This window comes from Nocardiopsis deserti, from assembly GCF_008638355.1.
Lineage (GTDB): Bacteria > Actinomycetota > Actinomycetes > Streptosporangiales > Streptosporangiaceae > Nocardiopsis > Nocardiopsis alborubida.
Window position 1 is genome coordinate 101,818 of record NZ_VWVS01000022.1, and the last position, 18,610, is coordinate 120,427.

General features: G+C 71.6%; 16 protein-coding genes and 1 pseudogene. 7 read left to right on the forward strand and 10 right to left on the reverse strand.

All coding sequences use genetic code 11. The features are described 5' to 3' along the window. Positions 1-562 precede the first annotated feature (562 nt). Genes qcrB through ctaE form a run of 4 tightly spaced genes read right to left on the reverse strand, consistent with a single transcriptional unit; the run spans position 563 to position 4,915 of the window. On the reverse strand, positions 563-2,218 hold the full coding sequence (gene qcrB, locus FYW99_RS26800; RefSeq protein ID WP_150254798.1) for a cytochrome bc1 complex cytochrome b subunit: 1,656 nt from the start codon (positions 2,216-2,218) through the stop codon (positions 563-565). 3 nt (positions 2,219-2,221) lie between these two features. Next, positions 2,222-3,343, reverse strand: a complete 1,122-nt coding sequence (qcrA, locus tag FYW99_RS26805) for a cytochrome bc1 complex Rieske iron-sulfur subunit (RefSeq protein ID WP_150254799.1) — start codon at positions 3,341-3,343, stop codon at positions 2,222-2,224. Then, entirely contained in the window at positions 3,336-4,271 is a 936-nt protein-coding gene (qcrC, locus tag FYW99_RS26810) for a cytochrome bc1 complex diheme cytochrome c subunit (RefSeq protein WP_150254800.1), read from the reverse strand. Before qcrC ends, qcrA begins: the two co-directional genes overlap by 8 nt. Positions 4,272-4,288: 17 nt before the next feature. Continuing rightward, positions 4,289-4,915 (reverse strand): aa3-type cytochrome oxidase subunit III, encoded by a 627-nt coding sequence (gene ctaE, locus FYW99_RS26815; RefSeq protein WP_013154151.1) that lies wholly within the window; start codon positions 4,913-4,915, stop codon positions 4,289-4,291. A 492-nt stretch (positions 4,916-5,407) separates the two neighbouring features. On the opposite strand from ctaE, the gene FYW99_RS26820 reads away from it, so the two are divergent. Together FYW99_RS26820 and trpD are read left to right on the forward strand one after the other, a co-directional pair. After that, entirely contained in the window at positions 5,408-5,845 is a 438-nt protein-coding gene (locus tag FYW99_RS26820) for a response regulator transcription factor (protein WP_150254801.1), read from the forward strand. Positions 5,846-6,055: 210 nt separating this feature from the next. Further along, positions 6,056-7,168 (forward strand): anthranilate phosphoribosyltransferase, encoded by a 1,113-nt coding sequence (trpD, locus tag FYW99_RS26825; RefSeq protein WP_150254802.1) that lies wholly within the window; start codon positions 6,056-6,058, stop codon positions 7,166-7,168. Between the two features lie 142 nt (positions 7,169-7,310). Here the strand turns inward: trpD and FYW99_RS26830 are convergent, their stop codons facing one another. The 3 genes from FYW99_RS26830 to FYW99_RS26840 form a co-directional block, all read right to left on the reverse strand. After that, entirely contained in the window at positions 7,311-7,586 is a 276-nt protein-coding gene (locus tag FYW99_RS26830) for an Lrp/AsnC family transcriptional regulator (protein ID WP_013154155.1), read from the reverse strand. A 76-nt stretch (positions 7,587-7,662) separates the two neighbouring features. Next, positions 7,663-8,427 (reverse strand): rhomboid family intramembrane serine protease, encoded by a 765-nt coding sequence (locus FYW99_RS26835; protein WP_150254803.1) that lies wholly within the window; start codon positions 8,425-8,427, stop codon positions 7,663-7,665. Next, positions 8,405-10,192 carry a DEDD exonuclease domain-containing protein gene (locus tag FYW99_RS26840; RefSeq protein WP_150254804.1) on the reverse strand — a complete coding sequence of 596 codons (1,788 nt, stop codon included), beginning with the start codon at positions 10,190-10,192 and terminating at the stop codon, positions 8,405-8,407. The genes FYW99_RS26835 and FYW99_RS26840 overlap by 23 nt, the downstream gene beginning before the upstream one ends. Before the next feature lie 131 nt (positions 10,193-10,323). On the opposite strand from FYW99_RS26840, the gene FYW99_RS26845 reads away from it, so the two are divergent. The 5 genes from FYW99_RS26845 to FYW99_RS26865 all read left to right on the forward strand — a co-directional run bounded on the left by FYW99_RS26845 (position 10,324) and on the right by FYW99_RS26865 (position 16,162). Continuing rightward, complete coding sequence (locus FYW99_RS26845) at positions 10,324-10,605, forward strand: hypothetical protein (protein WP_013154158.1); 282 nt, start codon at positions 10,324-10,326, stop codon at positions 10,603-10,605. Next, the gene (locus tag FYW99_RS26850; RefSeq protein WP_150254805.1) at positions 10,602-12,056 is read left to right on the forward strand and encodes an NYN domain-containing protein; all 1,455 of its coding nucleotides are present in this window, start codon (positions 10,602-10,604) and stop codon (positions 12,054-12,056) included. The genes FYW99_RS26845 and FYW99_RS26850 overlap by 4 nt, the downstream gene beginning before the upstream one ends. A gap of 367 nt (positions 12,057-12,423) precedes the next feature. Continuing rightward, positions 12,424-13,428, forward strand: a complete 1,005-nt coding sequence (locus tag FYW99_RS26855; RefSeq protein WP_223839608.1) for a C40 family peptidase — start codon at positions 12,424-12,426, stop codon at positions 13,426-13,428. A 393-nt stretch (positions 13,429-13,821) separates the two neighbouring features. After that, a complete protein-coding gene (locus FYW99_RS26860) occupies positions 13,822-14,874 on the forward strand; it encodes a C40 family peptidase (protein WP_150254806.1) in 1,053 nt (350 codons plus the stop codon). Between the two features lie 133 nt (positions 14,875-15,007). After that, positions 15,008-16,162 (forward strand): glycosyltransferase family 4 protein, encoded by a 1,155-nt coding sequence (locus FYW99_RS26865; protein WP_150254807.1) that lies wholly within the window; start codon positions 15,008-15,010, stop codon positions 16,160-16,162. 247 nt (positions 16,163-16,409) lie between these two features. Here the strand turns inward: FYW99_RS26865 and FYW99_RS26870 are convergent, their stop codons facing one another. The 3 genes and pseudogenes from FYW99_RS26870 to FYW99_RS26880 all read right to left on the reverse strand — a co-directional run. Further along, positions 16,410-17,708 (reverse strand): L,D-transpeptidase, encoded by a 1,299-nt coding sequence (locus FYW99_RS26870; protein WP_150254808.1) that lies wholly within the window; start codon positions 17,706-17,708, stop codon positions 16,410-16,412. Between the two features lie 299 nt (positions 17,709-18,007). Next, positions 18,008-18,433: a cytochrome c oxidase subunit 4 gene (locus FYW99_RS26875; protein ID WP_061080952.1), complete on the reverse strand. Its 426-nt coding sequence runs from the start codon at positions 18,431-18,433 to the stop codon at positions 18,008-18,010. Between the two features lie 6 nt (positions 18,434-18,439). Continuing rightward, positions 18,440-18,610 (reverse strand): annotated as a pseudogene (locus FYW99_RS26880) (cytochrome ubiquinol oxidase subunit I); the annotation flags it as partial.

Below are 18,610 nucleotides of genomic sequence, written 5' to 3' on the forward strand. Positions count from 1 at the left end.
GCGGTCGTGGTGGGCACTGGCTCCAACAGTCAGTGCTGGGGGCGGGGACCGACTGAGGGCAAGTTCGCCTAGCGAACTTGGCGAAGGAGATCCCTTGACTCCGGTCACTCCAGGGGTCTGGTGGGCGTCACGAAGGCGTTCGGAAGAACACCAGGAGGAACGCCCACCGGGAGTGACCCCTCAGCCATCCGGGGGCGGGGGGTACACGGTTCAGACCAACATCAGCCACCAAGCCCCGCACGTGACCGCGCGTCGTAGGGGACCCGCACGTTGTAGAGCATCGCTGCGTCAGCAACCACGCACCCGTAGAGCCCGGGCTGGCGGGGCACCACGCACCCGTAGAACCCGGGCTGACACTGGACCCAGCGGGGACGGCGTAGAACATCCCTGCGTCAACAACCACACACCCGCAGCCCGTGCCCTTCCCCCCGCAGTTCGCTCCCTCCCCCTCACGATCCGCACCCTCCCCTCCCCGCAGTCCGATCCCTCCCCCCACAGGGACCGGCAACACGACGGACCCGGCCGCACCGCGACCGGGTCCGTCGACAAGAGGGAGAAAGCCCTAGTGGGCCGCCTCCTTCTCAACCTCCGACGAGGAGGAGTGGTGCAGGTGGTGGCCGTTGTGCGCCTCCACCCCTTCCAGGGACACGTCGTCCTTGGTGTACCAACGCGCCAGGGCCTTGCGGAGCCTGCCGCTGCCCTTGCGGGCCTCGGGGTTCTCCACACCCTTGTCGTCGACGTCGGCGTCGTCGGCCAGCGCCGTCGAGGTGATGACCGGCTTGCTCTCCAGGACGTGGACCGTCTCCGGGGAGCTGTGCTTGTGCACCTCCACGAACTCACCACTGGGCAGCTGCTGGATCGTGCCGCTCTCGTAACCGTGCTCCAGGGTCTCCCGGTCACGGCGCTGGAGCCCCAGGCAGATCCGCTTGGTGATGAAGAAGGCCGCGATCGGACCGACGATGACCAGCACACGGAAGATGTACGTGGTCAGGTACAGGTTGATCGAGAAGGTCTCCGACAGGATGTCGTTGGACCCGGCCAGCCAGAGCAGACCGTAGAAGGTGATGCCCATGGCGCCCACGCCGGTGCGCACCGGCGCGTTGCGCGGACGGTCGGCGACGTTGCGCGCGCGCTTGTCACCGGTGATCCACTGCTCGATGAACGGCCAGGCGGCCAGGCCGCCGAAGACCAGACCCGGGATGACCAGGCCCGGCACCAGCACGGCCGTCGGGATCGCGTAACCGAAGGGCGCGATGTCGAACCAGTTCGGGAAGATGCGCAGCGACCCCTCCATGAAGCCCATGTACCAGTCGGGCTGGAGCCCGGAGGTGATGGACGTCGGGGTGAAGGGCCCGAACAGGTGGATCGGGTTGATCTGGACGAACGCGCTCAGCAGGGCGATCACGGCGAACGTGAAGAAGAAGAACCCGCCGGCCTTGACCGCGAAGGCCGGGAACATGGGTGTTCCGACCACGGTCTTGTCCGTGCGCCCGGTACCTGGGTACTGGGTGTGCTTCTGGTGCCACAGGATCATGAAGTGCGCCACGATCAGACCCAGCAGCAGGGCCGGGATCGCCAGCACGTGCAGCATGTACAGCCGCGTGATGATGTCCTCGCCGGGGAACTCCCCGCCGAAGAGGAACATCGACACGTACGGGCCGACGAGCGGCAGCGCCATCATCACGCCCTGGAGGATGCGCACGCCCATGCCCGAGGGCAGGTCGTCGGGCAGCGAGTAGCCGAAGAGGCCCTCGAGCATCGCCAGGGTGAAGATCGCGACGCCGATCAGCCAGTTGATCTCGCGCGGCTTGCGGAACGCGCCGGTGAAGAACACCCGGAGCATGTGCACGACGAGCGAGGCCACGAAGATCAGCGCGGCCCAGTGGTGGATCTGGCGGACCAGGAGCCCGCCGCGCACCTCGAAGGTGATGTGGAGCGTGGAGGCGTAGGCCTCCGACATGGGAACGCCCTGGAGGCGCTCGTAGGAGCCGTCGTAGATGACCTCCACCATGCTCGGCTTGAACCAGAGCGTGAGGAAGACACCCGTGAGCAGCAGGATGATGAACGAGTACAGCGCGATCTCGCCCAGCATGAACGACCAGTGGTTCGGGAAGACCTTGCGCAGGTTCTTCTCGCCGGTCTTGGCCAGGTGGAAGCGGTCGTCGATGAAGTTGCCGACGCCGCGAAGCGCCTTGGGTGCTTGCGTGGTCTTACTCATCGACTAGTCCTTCGCGTAGTCCCAGAACGTCGGACCGGGAGGCGCGACGAAGTCGCCGGTCGCGATGAGGTAACCCTCGTCGTCGACACCGATCGGCAGCTGCGGCAGCGGCCGGTGCGCCGGACCGAACACGACCTCGGCCGCGTTGGACGCGTCGAAGGTCGACTGGTGGCACGGGCACAGGATGCGGTGCGTCGTGCGCTCGTACAGGGCCGCCGGGCAGCCCACGTGGGTGCAGATCTTGGAGTAGGCGACGACGCCGTTGTGCGTCCAGTTCAGACGCGTCTGGCCGTCGGTGCCCTCGATCTCCTCGGTCATCCGCTCCTGCCAGTCCTCCTCCGGGACCTTGATCAGGAGGATGACGGACTTGGCCTGGTCGTCGAGGCTGATCCCGTGCGGGTGGTGCTCGTCGTCGATCGCGGGCAGCGCCGAGATCATCCCGTTGGGATCGTTCTCGAAGTCCTCCGCGCGGATCGCGCGGTGGGTGCCCTCGACGTACATCCGGCGGCCGTTCTGCCACGGCGTGGTCTTGAGCTTGTCGCCGGGCAGCGGGCCGGTGTCGCGCAGCAGCACGATCGGGGCCAGGCCCAGCGGCAGCATCGCCAGGATGAGCGTGCGACGCATCAGGGGACGCTTGGTGAAGCCGCTCTCGTCGGCGCCCCGCATGAAGAAGGCGCTGAAGGAGCCCTTCTCCTTCTCGTCCGAGGGCAGCTCGTCGTAGGGCGAGGCCACCTCGTAGTGCGGCATCACCTGACGGGCCCAGACCGTCATGCCCGCGCCGATGCCGAACATCGCCAGCGTCAGCGTGCCGCCCAGCAGCATGTTCGAGTACTGGGCGATCTGCGGGTCGGCGATCTGGCTCGGGCCGAACAGGAAGTAGGCGACCAGGAAGCCGATCCCGGCCAGGAAGGCGATCACGAACCACACCGAGGCGACCTTCTCACCCCGGCGCTGCGTCTCCTCCGGCCGCGCGTGCGTCTCGGAGGCCTTATACGGGCCCTCGTGGCCCCCCTCCGAAGTCGTGGAGGTGCCGGAGACCACGGGGTCCCCGGCCTTGGGGGTGCCGACCACGCGCTCGGGCGCGGGGTCCCCCCCGTTGTTGTCGTTGGTGTTGTTCTCAGTCATGGGCTCGCTGCTTCGCGGTGATCCAGATCGCGCAGGCAATGATCAGGGCAAGGCCGACGACCCAGCCGATGAAGCCCTCAGCGACCTGGCCGACACGGTCGAGGTCGAAGATGCCTCCGGCGTTGGGTTCCGCCTGGAGGGTCTTGATGTAGGAGATGAGCTCCTGCTTCTCCTCCGGCTCGATGACGGTGTCGCTGAACATCGGCATGGCGCCGGGGCCGCTGACCATGGCCTCGTAGATCTGGCGCGGAGACGCGTCGTGGATCTCGGGAGCCCAGCGGCCGTCGGTGAGCGCGCCGCCGCCGCCGGACCAACCGTGGCAGTGCGCGCAGTTGGTCAGGTACAGGCGCATGCCCATGTCGGTGTCGTCGGCGCCCTCGACGAAGGCGTCGTACTCGGCCTCGTACTCCTCGAGCGCGGCCTCGTAGGCGGCCTCGTCCTCGAACTGGTCGCGCTCGGGCGCCTCGCCGGGGACGTCGTAGGGAATGTCGGGCCCGCCGGTCCTGATCTCCGCGTTGTAGTACGCGATCAGGTCCTGGAGGTCCTCCTCCGACATCGCCATCGGCTTGCGCGGCATCTGCGCGTCGGGGTTCATGGACGGCATGCGCCCGGTGCTGACCTGGAAGTCGATGGCCGCGGCGCCGGAGTCACGGAGGTCCGGACCCCGGGTGTACTCCCCGTCCTCGCCGTACGTGCCGCTGCCGTCGTAGTTGTGGCAGGTCGCGCACGTCTGGTTGAAGATGTCCTCGCCGTTGGCCACGTCGACGTCGTCCGGCGACGGAGGAGTGTCAGCGGCGAGGGTCTGCGCCTGGGCCTGGTCCGCGGTGGGCGCCAGGGCGGCGTACCCCACCCCGAACAGGGCTAGCGCGAGGATGACGACGACATACCCCGCCAGGGGATGCCGCCGCCGCGCGGTAATCCATTTCACGGTTTCCCCGTTTCGGGTTACTGGATGAAGTAGATGGTGAAGAACAAAGCGATCCAGACCACGTCGACGAAGTGCCAGTAGTAGGACACGACGATCGCGCTGGTCGCCTGCTGGTGGGTGAAGCGCTTCGCGGCGTACGTGCGTCCCAGCATGATGAGGAACGCGATCAGCCCACCGATGACGTGGAGTCCGTGGAAGCCCGTGGTCAGGTAGAACATCGACCCGTAGGCGCTCGACTGGAGAGTCAGGCCCCCGTGGAAGATGAGCTCGTAGTACTCGTAGGCCTGTCCAAGGACGAAGAACAGGCCCATGAAGAACGTGATGAAGAACCACATGCGCAGCTTCTTGACGTCGCCGCGCTCGGCGGCCCAGACGCCTGCCTGCGCGGTGAAGCTGGAAGCCACCAGGACCACGGTGATGGCCGACGCCCACGGCACGTTGAGGTGGGTGTCGGGCCACTGCCCCAGATCGGGGTTTCCGTTGGTCACCGATCGGATGGTGAAGTACATCGCGAACAGCGCAGCGAAGAACATGAGCTCGTTGGCCAACCAAACGATGGTGCCAACGCTCACCAGGTCAGGACGCTTTGCCGCACCATGTGCTGGTGTCGGTGCTGATTTTGGGTTCGCGGTTGCTGTCGCCACGGGAGCATTATTACGGCATCTCGCGGAGGGCCGTACCCGACCCCCCGTAACGCGGCGGATCAGCACCGACTCGGGGTGCTTTCGACGCCGCTGACGTCCTGTTCGCCGTGACTGGGACGTTACTGTAGCGGCCCGGCGGCCCCGCCGGGCCCCGTGGCGCACCGAGGAGGACCGAAAATCGCGATCCGGGGCGGCTGAGGCCTTCTGTGGCCTTCTCTACCCCCGCGGATGACGCCTCAACCTCGGCCGGTCAACGCCCAGGCATCGAAAGCATCACTGTTGCATAACGCCGAGCCGGGGGCGGGTGAACGGGCGGCCCCGGGGTGCTGGCATCCTTGGTGTCGAAGGTCTCAGTGCCGGGCACGGCCTCCGGGCCGCTTCTGTGCAGCGGGGCCGTGAGGCAATACAGTCAGAGGGCATACAGCCAACGAACGCCTCGGCCGCACCCCCCACGGCGGCGGCCGCGGACAGACGCGATGGGACGGTTGCGCGATGGTGGTCAGCGGTACGGACACGGGTGCCAGGATGCGCGTGCTGGTCTACAGCGACAACGCCGACACCCGCGAGCAGGTGCGGCTGGCGGTCGGCCGCCGCCCGGCCCTCGACGTCCCCCGCGTGGAGTTCGTCGAGTGCGCGACCGCGCCCATGGTCCTGCGCAGGCTGGAGGACACCGACCCCGCCGCGCGCGTGGACGTGGCCATCTTCGACGGCGAGGCCTCCCCCGTCGGCGGGATGGGCCTGTGCCGCCAGGTCAAGGACGAGATCTACCGCTGCCCGCCGGTCCTGCTGCTGGTGGGACGGCGCGACGACGGCTGGCTGGCCACCTGGTCCCAGGCCGAGCAGGTCGTCAGCCACCCGATCGACCCCGTCGCGCTCGCCGAGGCCCTGGCCGAGCTCATGCGCCAGCGGGTCGCGGCCCTGAGCGGGTGACACGGGTGCGACACGGTCTCGGAACGGGTCACCACGGCGACGTGGAGCCGCGCCGCCGCCGCGCGGTGGGCGCGGCCCTGCACCACGGCGCCGACATCGGGCGATGGCGCACGCACGCCACGCCCCTCCCTCCCAGCGCCTGAGGGCGGTCCGCCCACGCGCCGCGCCCAGGCCCCTCCGTGCCCGTTCCTTCACCGTGGAGCAACCGAGATGAACGTCCCCGCCGCGAACTCCCCCGCCGACTCCGGAGCCGCGGGCTCCGACGAGCGGTCCGCCGTCACCGAGCGGACCTGGTCCAGCCTCATCACCGCCCTGCTGGGCGGACGGACCCTGAGCGCCGACGACACCGCGTGGGCGATGAACGAGATCATGTCCGAGGCCGCGACCGACGCCCAGATCGCCGGGTTCGCCATCGCGCTGCGCGCCAAGGGCGAGAGCGTGTCGGAGGTGACCGGGCTGGCCCGCGGCATGCTCGACAACGCCGTGCGCATCCACGTCCCCGGCCCCACCCTGGACATCGTCGGCACCGGCGGCGACCGCGCGCACACCGTGAACGTGTCGACGATGGCGGCGATCGTGGCCTCGGCCGCGGGCGCCCGCGTGGTCAAGCACGGCAACCGGGCGGCGTCCTCCTCCTGCGGCACCGCCGACGTGCTGGAGCGCCTGGGCGTGGTCCTGGACCTGCCGCCGGAGCTGACCGTGCGGGTGGCGGAGGAGGCGGGCATCGCCTTCTGCTTCGCCCCGGTCTTCCACCCCTCGTTCCGCTTCACCGCCAAGCCCCGCCGCGAGCTGGCGGTGCCCACGGTGTTCAACTTCCTGGGCCCGCTGACCAACCCCGCCCAGCCCACCACCTCGGCCATCGGGGTGTTCGACGAGCGCATGTGCGAGGTGATCGCCGGGGTGTTCGCCCGCCGCGGCTCCTCGGCACTGGTGTTCCGGGGCGACGACGGGCTGGACGAGCTGACCACCACGACCACCTCCACGGTGTGGGTGGTGCGCGACGGCGGGGCCCGGCGCGAGACGCTCGACCCGGCCGACCTGGGCATCGCCCGCTCCCGGCCCGAGGACCTGCGCGGCGGCGACGTCGGGTTCAACGCCCAGGCCGTGCGCGACCTGTTGGCGGGCCACACCGGCCCGGTGCGCGACGCCGTACTGCTCAACGCGGGCGCCGCGCTGGCCGCCGTGGACGGAGTCGGGGATTCCCTGCTGGAGGCGGTGCGCACCGGCTACGAGCGGGCTGCGGCGGCGGTGGACAGCGGCGCCGCCGAGCGCGCGCTGGAGCGCTGGGTGGAGACCAGCCAGCAGTACGCCAAGGCGCTGTAGGCGCGGAACGGGGGCGCGGCGCCGGGGAGGGTCCGGCGCCGCGCCCCCGGTGTTCTCCCCGGCGGGTCCGGTGGTGTGCCCGCAGCGGGGCTCGGAGTCCACGGGGGCCCGTGCGCCCCGGCCGGGAACCGGCCGCGACCGGCTACCAGCCCAGGGCGAAGGCCGACTCCAGGTCGTGCCGGGAGTAGGCCTGGAAGGAGATGTGGGTGTCGGAGGAGAGCACGCCGGGCACCTTGTTCACCCGACCGGGGATCACCTCGGCCAGGTCCTCGTGCTTGCGGACCCGCACCATGGCGATGAGGTCGACGCCGCCGGTGACCGAGTAGACCTCGCTCACCCCGTCGATCTCCGCGATCGCCCCGGCGACCTCGGGGATGCGGTGGACGTCGGCCTTGATCATGACGATCGCGGTGATCACTGTGCCTCCAGGACGGTTCCTCGGAAAATATCGGGACGGGCGCGACGACCCCGCCGGGGCGCACCGGGGCGTATGCCTAGTAGACGTCGGAGAGCCGCGTCCCGGAGCGCCATCGCAGCCGGTAGACCACCAGTCCCACGACCACCCCCGCGACGAACCCGTACACGTGCGCCGCGTAGGCGACGCCGCCTCCGGCGCCGGGGGCGCTCGATGTGGTGACGTAGAGAAGATACTGAAGAGCGAAGTAGCTGCCCACCACGGCCCACCCGGGCAGGCGCATCGGGATCACCCCGAACACCAGCGTGGTCACCCGGCTGCGGAACTGCACGACCAGGTAGGCGCCCAGCACCCCCGAGATGGCCCCGGACGCGCCGACCATGGGCATGGTGGCGTCGACGTCGGTCAGCGCGAAGCCGTAGGCGGCGGCGACCCCGGTGGCCAGGTACAGCCCCGTGAAGCGCAGCTTGCCGATCCGGTCCTCCACCACGGGCCCGAACACGAACAGGTACACCAGGTTGCCGATCAGGTGCCCCGGCCCGCTGTGCAGGAACATCGAGCTGAACACCGAGAACCACACCGGCTTGCCGTCGAGCCGCCCGCACTCGGGGACCGCGTGCGGGACCAGGTCGGTGCGGCCCGTGATCTCGGCGGGTACCGCCCCCCAGTACATGAAGTAGTCCTGGATCGCACAGAAGCGCTCGAACATGTCCGCCGGGTACCACACCGCGGTCAGCGCCTGCGGCGACACCAGGTAGACGAGGACGTTGACCGCGACCAGCGTGTACGAGACGACGGGGACGCGGCGGACGGGGTAGTCGTCATTGAGCGGAATCGCGGCCATGCGCCCAGTGTGTCATCCCGGTGTGCGCCTCGGCGCTGCGCAACGGGCATGTCCACTCCCCGTCGATCTCGACCAGCCGCGTGGCGGGGTCGGCGAGCCAGTCCAGGACCAGCTCGGTCTCCCCCGGCAGGGTGCCGGGGCCGGGCCCGTGCCCGGCGGGCACGTACTCGGCGGTGGCCACGAGGGAGGCCAGGAACGCGGCTGGGTCGGTGCCCGGGCGCAGCACGGCGCTGGCCGCCAGGCGTCCGTGGCGGACCACGCAGGTCTCCCAGCCCGCGGCGGTGCGGCGGGAGGCGACCAGGTGCGCGACCGAGGCGATGGCCGACAGGCGCTGGGCCCGTCTGGCGCCGCGCAGGAACGCGGTGAGGCGGTCGCGCAGGTGCGCGGCCTCCTCGTAGCGCAGGTCGGCGGCCAGCTCGCCGATGCGCGCGGTGTGCGCGTCCACCACGGCGGCGGGGTCCCCGGTCATCGCCACGTGTGCGGCCTCGGCGTGCACCGCGTACTCGGCCTCGCTCTCGCTGCCGTCGCAGGGCGCGCCGCAGCGGCCCAGCTGGGCCAGCACGCACGGGCCCGTCCACCGCGCGCCCGAGGTGACCACCTCCGGGGCGGCGCGGCCCCCGCCGCCGCTTCCCCCGACGGTCGCCTTCGGCGGCCGGAAGGTGTGTGCGCACTGGCGCAGCGGGAAGACGTGGAGGAGCGCCTCCCTGGCGCGCTCGGCCTCGCGGGGCGAGGCGTAGGGGCCGATGTGGGCCGCGCCGTCGCCGCTGACCGCGCGCACCACGGACAGGCGCGGGAAGGCGTCGGCGGTGAGCCGGACCCACGAGGCGCGCTCGGGGTTGCGCGAACGCCGGTTGTAGGGCGGTTTGCGTTCGGCGATGATGCGCAGCTCGCGGACGGAGGCCTCCAGCTCGCTGGAGCACACGATGGGGGTCACGCCCGCCACCAGGCCCGCCATCTCACGGATGCGCTGGCGGCTCTCGGCCGCGGTGAAGTAGGTGCGCACCCGGCGGCGCAGGTTCTTGCTCTTGCCGACGTAGAGGCTCTCCCCACGGGCGTCGGTGAACACGTACACGCCCGGTTCCTCGGGCAGGCCCTCGGCCAGGTGGCGCCTGCTGCGCTGGGCCTTGGTGGGCGGTTTGTTGACCGCCCGCAGCTCCTCCACGCTGGACACGCCCATGGGGCGCAGGCGCTCCACGAGGCCGTGCAGGACGCCGACGGTGGCGCGGGCGTCCTCCAGGGCGCGGTGGTTGGGCGCGACCGGGACCCCGAAGTAGGCGGCCAGCGTGGCCAGCCGGTGGTTGCGCGTCTCGCCGCGCGCGAGCACGGCGCGGGCCAGGCGCAGCGTGTCCACGACCGGGTAGCCCGGCCAGTCCGTCCCGTGGCGCTCGCACGCGGCCTTGAGGAAGCCGGTGTCGAAGGGCGCGTTGTGGGCCACCAGCACGGTGTCCGGTTCGGCGTCCAGGAAGGCCAACAGCCGGGGCAGGACCTCCTCCATCGGCGGGGCCGAGGCCACCATCGACTGGGTGATCCCCGTCAGGAGGGTGATGTTGGCCGGTATGGGGGTACCGGGATCCACCAGGGTGGTGAACTCGCCGACGACCTCGCCGCCGCGCACCCTGACCGCGCCGACCTCCGTGATCCGGGAGCCGCTCGCGCTGGTGCCGGTGGTCTCCAGGTCCAGCACCACGAAGGTCGCCGCGGCCAACGGCGTACCGAGGTCGCTGATGCTGGTCTGGACGCCGGCGGGCGCCGCTTGTCGAATCACCCGGTCAGGGTAGTCGGCGGCGGGGACAACCCGTCGGAATACGGTCTGACCTGCCCGACATGCAAAGATGTGGGTCATCGGGGCGGCGGCCGGACCGCCGCCCCGCCAGAGCACGACACGAGGGAGGAACCGTGGGGATCGCGATGCCGGGTGACAGTGAGCGGTGGCGGTGCACCGGATGCGGCAATCTCACGCGGTTCGACGTGACCCGGACCGTGCGCTCCCAGGACTACGTCCACCTGGACCTGGCCGGTGAGGGCGGCGTCGAGGAGCGCACCGTGCTCTCTGAGACCATCGAACGGGTGCGGTGCCGCTGGTGCGGCGCCACCGACAGCGTCGAGATCATCGCCCGCCCCGACGCCGACCGGTCGGTTCCCGGTTCCTCGGCGGAGAGCCCGACGGGTCGGGCATGAGCGCCCGCCCCGGTGCGGGCGGCGACTCCGACGGCGGCGACCCGCTCGACGGGGACGTCCGCCCGGCGGACGACGGCGGCCACGGCGTCAGCGATGACGGCGGCGGCCACAGCGGTGACGGCAGCGACGGCGGCGGTGACAGCGACGGCGGCGAGCGGCTGGCCCGGCCGCTGCCCGAGCCGGTGCGCGCCCGGGTCGTCGAGTACGGCTCGGACGTGCTCGGCGGCATGCGCGCGAGCGACCTGCCGCCGCTGCTGCGCAGGGTCGCCAGGTTCGAGCCGCGCCGCAGGGCCCGGCTCGCCGGACCGCAGATCGCCGCCCAGCTGGAGAGCGACGAGGCCTTCCGGGGCATGGTCGCGGCCCGCGTCGACCAGGTGTGGCCCGAGCTGGCCGAGGGCCTGCGCGCGGGCCTGGTGCCCCCCGCGGCCGACCCCGTGGCCGTGGCGGCCTGCGCCTACCTGCTGCGGCCCCCGGGGTGGCCCGGCATCGTCGAGGACGTCCACCGGGAGCTGGAGCGCCAGACCAGCGCCAAGGAGGCGGACCTGGCGTCGGAGGCACTGGACGCCGCCCGCCGCCAGCTGGACGAGACCCGGCACGGCCACCAGGAGGAACTGGAGCGCCTGCGGTCCCAGATCAAGGCCCAGCGCACCGAGATCGCCGAGCTGCGCCGCAAGGTGCACACCGAGCGGCAGCGCGCCAGGGAGGCCACGGAACAGGCCTCTCGGGCACTGAGCGAGACGGCCGGACGCGAGTCGGAGTCGGCCGCTCAGGTCGGCGCGCTGGAGTCGCAGAACCGGCGGCTGAGATCGCGGCTGGCCGCTGCCGAGGCCCAGCTGGACAACGCCCGGCGTGCGGTGCGCGCCGGACGCAACGCCGACGAGGCGCGCCTGCGCGTGCTCCTGGACGTGCTGGTGGAGGCCTCCCACGGCCTGCGCCGGGAACTGGCGCTGCCCACCGTCCTGGACAGCCCGGCCGACCTGGTGGCCGAGACCGAGCAGCAGCGCCGGGTGTCGCTGGGCGGACTGCCCGACGACGACCCCGGTCTGCTGGAGCACCTGCTCACCGCACCCCGGGTGCACCTGCTGGTGGACGGCTACAACGTCACCAAGACCGGCTACGGGACCCTCCCCCTGGCCGACCAGCGCACCCGGCTGATGAACTCCCTGGAGGGGCTGGCCAGCCGGACCAAGGCCGAGATCACGTGCGTGTTCGACGGCGCGGACGTGGACACCCCGCCGGTGATGGCGGCGGCGCGCCGGGTGCGGCTGCTGTTCAGCGCGCCCGGGGAGACCGCGGACGAGCTGATCGTGCGGCTGGTGCGCGCCGAACCCCCGGGGCGGCCGATCGCGGTGGTCACCTCCGACCGGGAGATCGTGACGGCGGTGCGCCGCGCGGGGGCCCGCGCGGTGCCCTCGACGATCTTCCTGCGCCGCCTGGAGTCGCACGGCTGACGGGGCCGGGCGCCCGCCGCGCGGGCGGGCGCGGCCCGGTCCGGGCGTCGCGGGAACGCCCCCGCCCCAGACGTTATCCCTTCGTTACCCCATTCGGTCCACGGCCCCCTCCCAGGAGCGACACACCGGCCGCGGACCGCGGCACGCACTGTGAACACCGGCACGTACGGGGTCCCGTGGTTGAGCTGCGCAGGACGGTCCGCTAGGTTCTTCCCGGAACGTGAGTGCTCCACCGGACAGCAAGGCCGCGACTGAGCCCGCCGGTCGGGACCCGCACACTCACCCGCCCGCGCCCCCGCGCGGGCCCGTCCCTGTTCTCCCCGCACCCCTATGCGGACTTGCCCGACCCCAAGGAGCGTGGACCGCCATGAAGAACCCCGGTGGACGACGTACGGCTCGCCGATTCGCCGCCACGACCGGAATCAGCGCGGTCGTCGCGGGCACCATGCTCGTCCCGGGCACCGCCTACGCGGAGCCGACCCAGGACGAGGTCGAAGACAAGATCGAGGAGCTGCGCGAGGAGGTCTCCACCGCGGTCGAGGAGTACAACCAGGCCGAGGAAGACTACGACGTCGCCGAGACCCTCTACGAGGACCTCGACGAGCAGGTCGGCGACGAGGAGGAGCGCTACGAGGAGCTGCGCGCCAAGGTGCAGGAGCTCGCCAGCGCCACCTACCAGTCCGGCGACCTGGACTCCATGTCCAACATCCTCTCCTCCGACGGCCCCGAGAGCCTGCTGGAGCAGAACGCCGACCTGAACTACCTGTCGGAGTCCCAGAAGGCCCAGCTCGACGAGTTCGGCGCCTCCCACGAGCGGCTGTTCGCCCTCAAGGACGAGGCCGAGGAGGCACTGGAGGAGGCCGAGACCGCCCTGGAAGAGGCCGAGGAGGCCAAGACCAGCGTCGAGGAGAAGCTGGAGGAGCAGGAGACGCTCCTGGCGCAGTTCCCCAGCTCCGACCCCGCCGCCGAGGGCGCCAACGACAGCGGCGGCCAGTCCTACACCGGCTCCGCCACGGGCAACGCGGCCCTGGCCCTGGACTTCGCCTACCAGCAGATCGGCAAGCCCTACGTCTGGGGCGGCACCGGGCCCGGCGGCTACGACTGCTCCGGCCTGGTCCAGGCGGCCTGGCGCCACGGCGGCGTCGACCTGCCCCGCACCACCTACGCCCAGGCCGAGGTGGGCCAGCGCATCTACGACATGAACGCCCTCCAGCCCGGCGACATCATGTTCTTCTTCCCCGGCCTGAGCCACGACGGGCTCTACGCGGGCAGCGGCCGGATGGTGCACGCGCCCAGCAGCGGCCGCAACATCGAGGACGTCGCCCTGGCCCCCTACTGGGCGAGCGAGTTCCAGTTCGCCGTCCGCCCGTAGGGCCGTGCTTTCTTGGACCTCCGCTTCGTTTTGATCCGTGTTCGGGCGCCCGAACCGCCCTCGGAGCACGCAGGGCCGTCACCCGCAGGGTGGCGGCCCGCCGCCGTTTAACGGACAGAAACCCGGTTTTCGGACACACAGCACCAACCGGGAGAACATCACGAAAAGGTTGAGAGCGGCTCGGCGGATGCACTAGTGTTCATCGCCGAGCGCGGTTGCCACCTCATTCACCGCCCCCTGGCGGTGACGGCCGCGCCCCGGACGGGCCGACCCCACCCCACGGGTCACGGCCTCCGCTTCCTCCGGGCTCCGCCCGGAACGCCCCCGGCCCCCGCCCGGCACATCCCTTGATCCTTCCCCACGGCATGGGACAAGGGGAGAAAGGTCTACCACGTGTTGGCATCCCGTCGCGTCCGCAGGCGCCGCACCGCGGCCCTCTCCTCCCTGACCGCCGCCGCCCTGCTGCTGCCCACCGCGGTGGCCCACGCCGATCCGACGGCCGAGGAGGTCCGCGAGGAGATCGAGACCCTCGAAGAGGAGTACATCGAGCTCAACGCGGCCTACAACGAGGCCAAGGAGACGCACGAGGCCGCCCAGGAGGAGCTGGAGGGCATCCTGGAGGAGATCGAGGCCGCCGAGGAGAAGACCGCCGAACTCGGTCTGGGCGCCCGCCAGCTCGCCAGCTCCACCTACACCGGCGCCGACTTCACCTCCTTCCACCAGCTGCTCAGCTCCACCGGCCCCGAGGACGCCCTGTTCCACCAGGCCGACCTGGAGTACCTGTCGGCCCAGCACGACGGCAACCTGGAGCAGTACGTCACCGAGCTGGAGAACCTGGAGGCCCTGGAGGCCGAGGCCAGCGCGACCGAGGAGGAGGCCGCCGAGGCCCTCAAGGAGGCCGAGGAGGCCACCGAGGCGGCCGAGGAGGCCATCAACGAGCAGGAGGGCCTGCTCGAGGAGCTGACCGCGGAGGAGCAGGCGGTCGCCACCGAGAACGTCGGCCAGACCGGCGGCGGAGGCGGCGGAGGAGGAGGAGGCGGCGGAGGAGGCGGAGGAGGCGGCAGCTACACCGGCCCCGCCACGGGCAATGCCGCCACCGCCCTGAACTTCGCCTACCAGCAGGTCGGCAAGCCCTACGTCTGGGGCGGCACCGGACCCGGCGGCTACGACTGCTCCGGCCTGACCCAGGCCGCCTGGGCCGCCGCCGGCGTCAGCCTGCCCCGCACCACCTACCAGCAGGTGAACGCGGGCCAGCGCGTCTCCTGGGAGAACAAGCAGCCCGGCGACCTGCTGTTCTTCTACCCCGGCAGCAGCGGCCCCGACCACGTGGGCCTGTACGCGGGCGACAACGTCATGGTGCACGCCTCCACCTCGTCCCGCCCCATCGGCGAGGTGACCCTGAACGACTACTACCGCGCCAACTTCGTCACCGCCGTCCGCCCCTGACCGGCGGACCGGCCACGGTGCCCCGCGACGCACGCCGTCGCGGGGCACCGCCGTCTCCGGGCCCGCCACGCGCCGCGGCCCGACCCGCGTGGAACGCCCCCCCTCCGACCCCGCCGCGCCTAGACTCGCCCCTGTGTCGCGAACTCTGATCATCACCAACGACTTCCCGCCCAAGGCCGGTGGCATCGAGGCCTTCGTCCACGAGATGGCCCTGCGCCGCCCCCGCGGATCGGTCGTGGTCTACTGCTCCTCCCCCGCCCGGGCCGACGCCGCCGCCGACCCGCACTTCGACCTGCGCCAGCCCTTCCCCGTCGTACGCGACGCCGCACGCGTCCTGCTGCCCACACCCCGGGTGGCGCGGCGGGCGCGCGCCATCGCCGACCTGGAGGGCTGCGACACGGTGCTCTACGGCGCCGCCGCCCCGCTGGGACTGCTCGCCGCCGGACTGGGCGAGCGCACCCCCGTCAAGCGCCAGGTCGCCATCAGCCACGGTCACGAGACCTGGTGGGCCGCGACGCCCGGGGCCCGCGAGGCGCTGCGACGCATCGGCGACACCACCGACACCGTCACCTACCTGGGTGAGTACACCCGGCGCCACCTGGCCCGGGCCCTGTCCCCCGACGCGGCCGCCCGCATGCGCCAGCTCACGCCCGGTGTGGACACCGAGGCCTTCCGGCCCGGCGTCGGCGGCGAGGAGGTCCGCGCGCGCCTGGGCCTGGGCGACCGCCCCGTGGTGGTGTGCGTGTCCCGGCTCGTGCCGCGCAAGGGGCAGGACACCCTGATCCGCGCCTGGCCCCGCGTCCTGGCCGACGTGCCCGACGCGGTCCTGCTCATCGTCGGCGACGGCCCCCACCGCAGGAGCCTGCTCTCGGCCGCGCGCGGGACGGACTCGGTGGTCTTCACCGGCTCGGTCCCCCACCGGGACCTGCCGCCCTACTACGACGCCGCCGACGTGTTCGCCATGCCCTGCCGCACCCGCAGGGGCGGCCTGGAGGCCGAGGGGCTGGGCATCGTCTACCTGGAGGCCTCGGCCTGCGGCCTGCCGGTGGTCGCAGGCGACTCCGGGGGCGCCCCCGCCACGGTCAGGGACGGCGAGACCGGCCTGGTCGTGGACGGCTCCCTGCCCGGCCCCTCCGCGCGCGCCCTCATCGCGCTGCTGAAGGACCCCGAGCGCGCCGCCCAGATGGGCGCACGCGGCCGCGCGTGGGTGAGCCGTGCGTGGACCTGGGAGCACACCGCCAAACGCCTGGACGCCCTCCTGGAGGGCTCCCCGGACCTGCCCGCCTAGCCGCGCTGACCACGACGGGCTCGCCGAGCCGCCCCCGCGCCGTGCGGGTCAGGGCATCAGGCGTCACACCGGCGGCATGCGCGACCGGTCCGGCTAGTGGGCTGGCCGAAAATGTTGCCGATGTGGCGCCGGGGACTCTCCTCCCCGGTGATCTTGCTACTGGTGCCGCTGTGGACCGTCGACAGTGCCTCTGGGAGCAAGATCATCCTCGATATGCACGTCCCGGTGAACCTTTCCGGTCACCGCACTAGCTCCCCTCGCCGTGCACGGAACCGGGGACGCCCGACCCGTCGGTCACCTGCGGCTCACCGGTGGCGCTGTTGGACAGCCACTCCTCCCAGGACCTCTGCCAGAAGCCCCACCCGTTGTCCCACTCCAGCTCCCGGTCGGTCCCGGTGGTCTCCAGGACGTCGCCCATCAGGGAGTTCTCGTAGAACCAGCGGGCGTCCTCCACCGACATGTTCGTGCAGCCGTTGGAGGTGTTGGCCGACCCGATCCGGCTGTTCCAGGGGGCGGCGTGGGCGAACTCGCCGCTGTTGGAGGTGCGCACCGCCCAGTCCACGTCGAGCTTGTAGTAGTCGGGTGAGTCCTCGGGGATCCCCAGGGTGGCCGCGTCCATGACCAGGGACTCGTACTTCTCCATGGTCAGGTGCGTCCCCGAGGTGGTGGTGTTGAGGCGCTTGGAGGCCTCCCCGTTGCTCACGGGGATGGTGCGCGCCGGCTCGCCGTCGATCTCCACCAGCATCTCGTGGTCGGGCACGTGCATGGTGGCGACCAGCTCGCGGCCGACCTCGAACTCCAGGCGGTGGTTCTCGACGCCGTAGACGCCCTCGGAGGCATCCACCCCCGACAGGCGCATGTCCACGCTGACCCGCTGGTGGGGGTCCCAGTACTCACGGGGCCGAAACACCGCGGTCTTGTCGCCGACCCAGTTCCAGGCGCCCTCCACCTCCTGCTCGGAGGTCACCTCCATGGAGTTCTCCACCTGGGCCTTGTTGGTCACCGGGAGGTCGAAGTTGACGATGACCGGCATGCCCACGCCGACGGTGTCGCCGGAGGTCGGGAAGTTCGAGGCCAGTTCGAGGCGCTGACCGGGCACAGCCGCCTCGGTGGAGAACTCCACGACGGCCTCGGAGGCCTCCCCGGCGTCGTCCTCGGCGGTGGCGCGGACGGTGACCGCCGAGCCCGGGTCCAGGTTCCAGTCGCTCACCCACCGGGTGCCGTCCTCGCTCAGGGTGCCGGTGAACTCCCACTGCTCGGCGTCCCCGGCATCCCCCGCCTCCTCGCCCTGCCCCTCGGAGGGGGCCTGCTCGACGCGGACGTCGGTGAGCGAGCCCTCCTCCACCGACACCCGCACCGGGGTGTCGGGCGCGACGGAGGAGGCCCCCTCCTCGGGGGTGACGGTGATCCGCGGCCCGGTCTCGGCCTCCTCGCTGGGAGCCGCCGCGGGCTCCTGCTGGGCGGGGCCGGTGCAGGCCGACGCGGCGAGCGCGACCGCGACGGCGGCCGCCGCCAGACCGCGGGGTGCGCAAACTCGTCCCTTCACGCCAAGGACCTCCAGCGTCCGTTGCGACGGGACCTCGGCGCGCGGGGCGCACCCGTGTCCGCGGTGCCCTGTCGGATCAGGCCAAGTGCAGGAAAACCCTACCCCGCCGGGTGGTCATGACACGGGGCACCGGGGTGGGAGTGCGGCAAGTCATGACACGGGACGCCGGGGCGGGGTGCCAACGGTCATGGCACACGGGACGCCGCTTTCCGGACCGTGACAAGAAAGACGGCCGGACGCGTCCCTGGGACGCGTCCGGCCGTCGGGCGGGGGCCGCCGCGCGGTGCGGCGGCCCCTCCCTAGTGCTGGAACTCGTTGCGGTAGTACTCGAAGATCCAACCGATGGCGGTGAGGATGATGGCGAAGGCGCCGATGAACACCATCCACCAGCCGATCGCCACGCCCACCGCGGTGAACGCCACGGCCAGCGCCACCCACAGCGGCCACGAGCTGTGCGGGCTGAAGAAGCCGTACTCGCCGGAGTTCTCGGAGATCTCCCCGTCCAGCCGCTCCTCCGCGGGAAGCCCGTGGAAGTGCTCGCTGCGGCGGGCCGCCTGCCAGAGCCAGAAGCCGATCATCCAACCGAAGCCGATGGAGACCACCAGGGCGGTGGTGCCCGTCCACTCGATCGCGCCGGTGTCCTGCCAGGACCAGTACACGTACAGGGCGGCGGCCAGACCGAAGAAGGTCGAGACGCCCATGAACAGATAGGCCTGCGTCTTCATTGCGCCCTACTCCTTCGTGACGCCCACCGGGACGGCGCCCGGGGCCGCGGCGTGCGGGTGGTTCAGGTCGAACGCGGGACGCTCGGAACGGATCCGCGGCAGCGACGTGAAGTTGTGCCGCGGCGGCGGGCAGGACGTGGCCCACTCCAGCGAGCAGCCGTAACCCCACGGGTCGTC

Coding starts and splice junctions, on each gene's coding strand:
- qcrB (WP_150254798.1), bottom strand. CDS start 2,218: ATGAGTAAGACCACGCAAGCACCCAAGGCGCTTCGCGGCGTCGGCAAC.
- qcrA (WP_150254799.1), bottom strand. CDS start 3,343: ATGACTGAGAACAACACCAACGACAACAACGGGGGGGACCCCGCGCCC.
- FYW99_RS26820 (WP_150254801.1), top strand. CDS start 5,408: ATGGTGGTCAGCGGTACGGACACGGGTGCCAGGATGCGCGTGCTGGTC.
- trpD (WP_150254802.1), top strand. CDS start 6,056: ATGAACGTCCCCGCCGCGAACTCCCCCGCCGACTCCGGAGCCGCGGGC.
- FYW99_RS26835 (WP_150254803.1), bottom strand. CDS start 8,427: ATGGCCGCGATTCCGCTCAATGACGACTACCCCGTCCGCCGCGTCCCC.
- FYW99_RS26850 (WP_150254805.1), top strand. CDS start 10,602: ATGAGCGCCCGCCCCGGTGCGGGCGGCGACTCCGACGGCGGCGACCCG.
- FYW99_RS26855 (WP_223839608.1), top strand. CDS start 12,424: ATGAAGAACCCCGGTGGACGACGTACGGCTCGCCGATTCGCCGCCACG.
- FYW99_RS26875 (WP_061080952.1), bottom strand. CDS start 18,433: ATGAAGACGCAGGCCTATCTGTTCATGGGCGTCTCGACCTTCTTCGGT.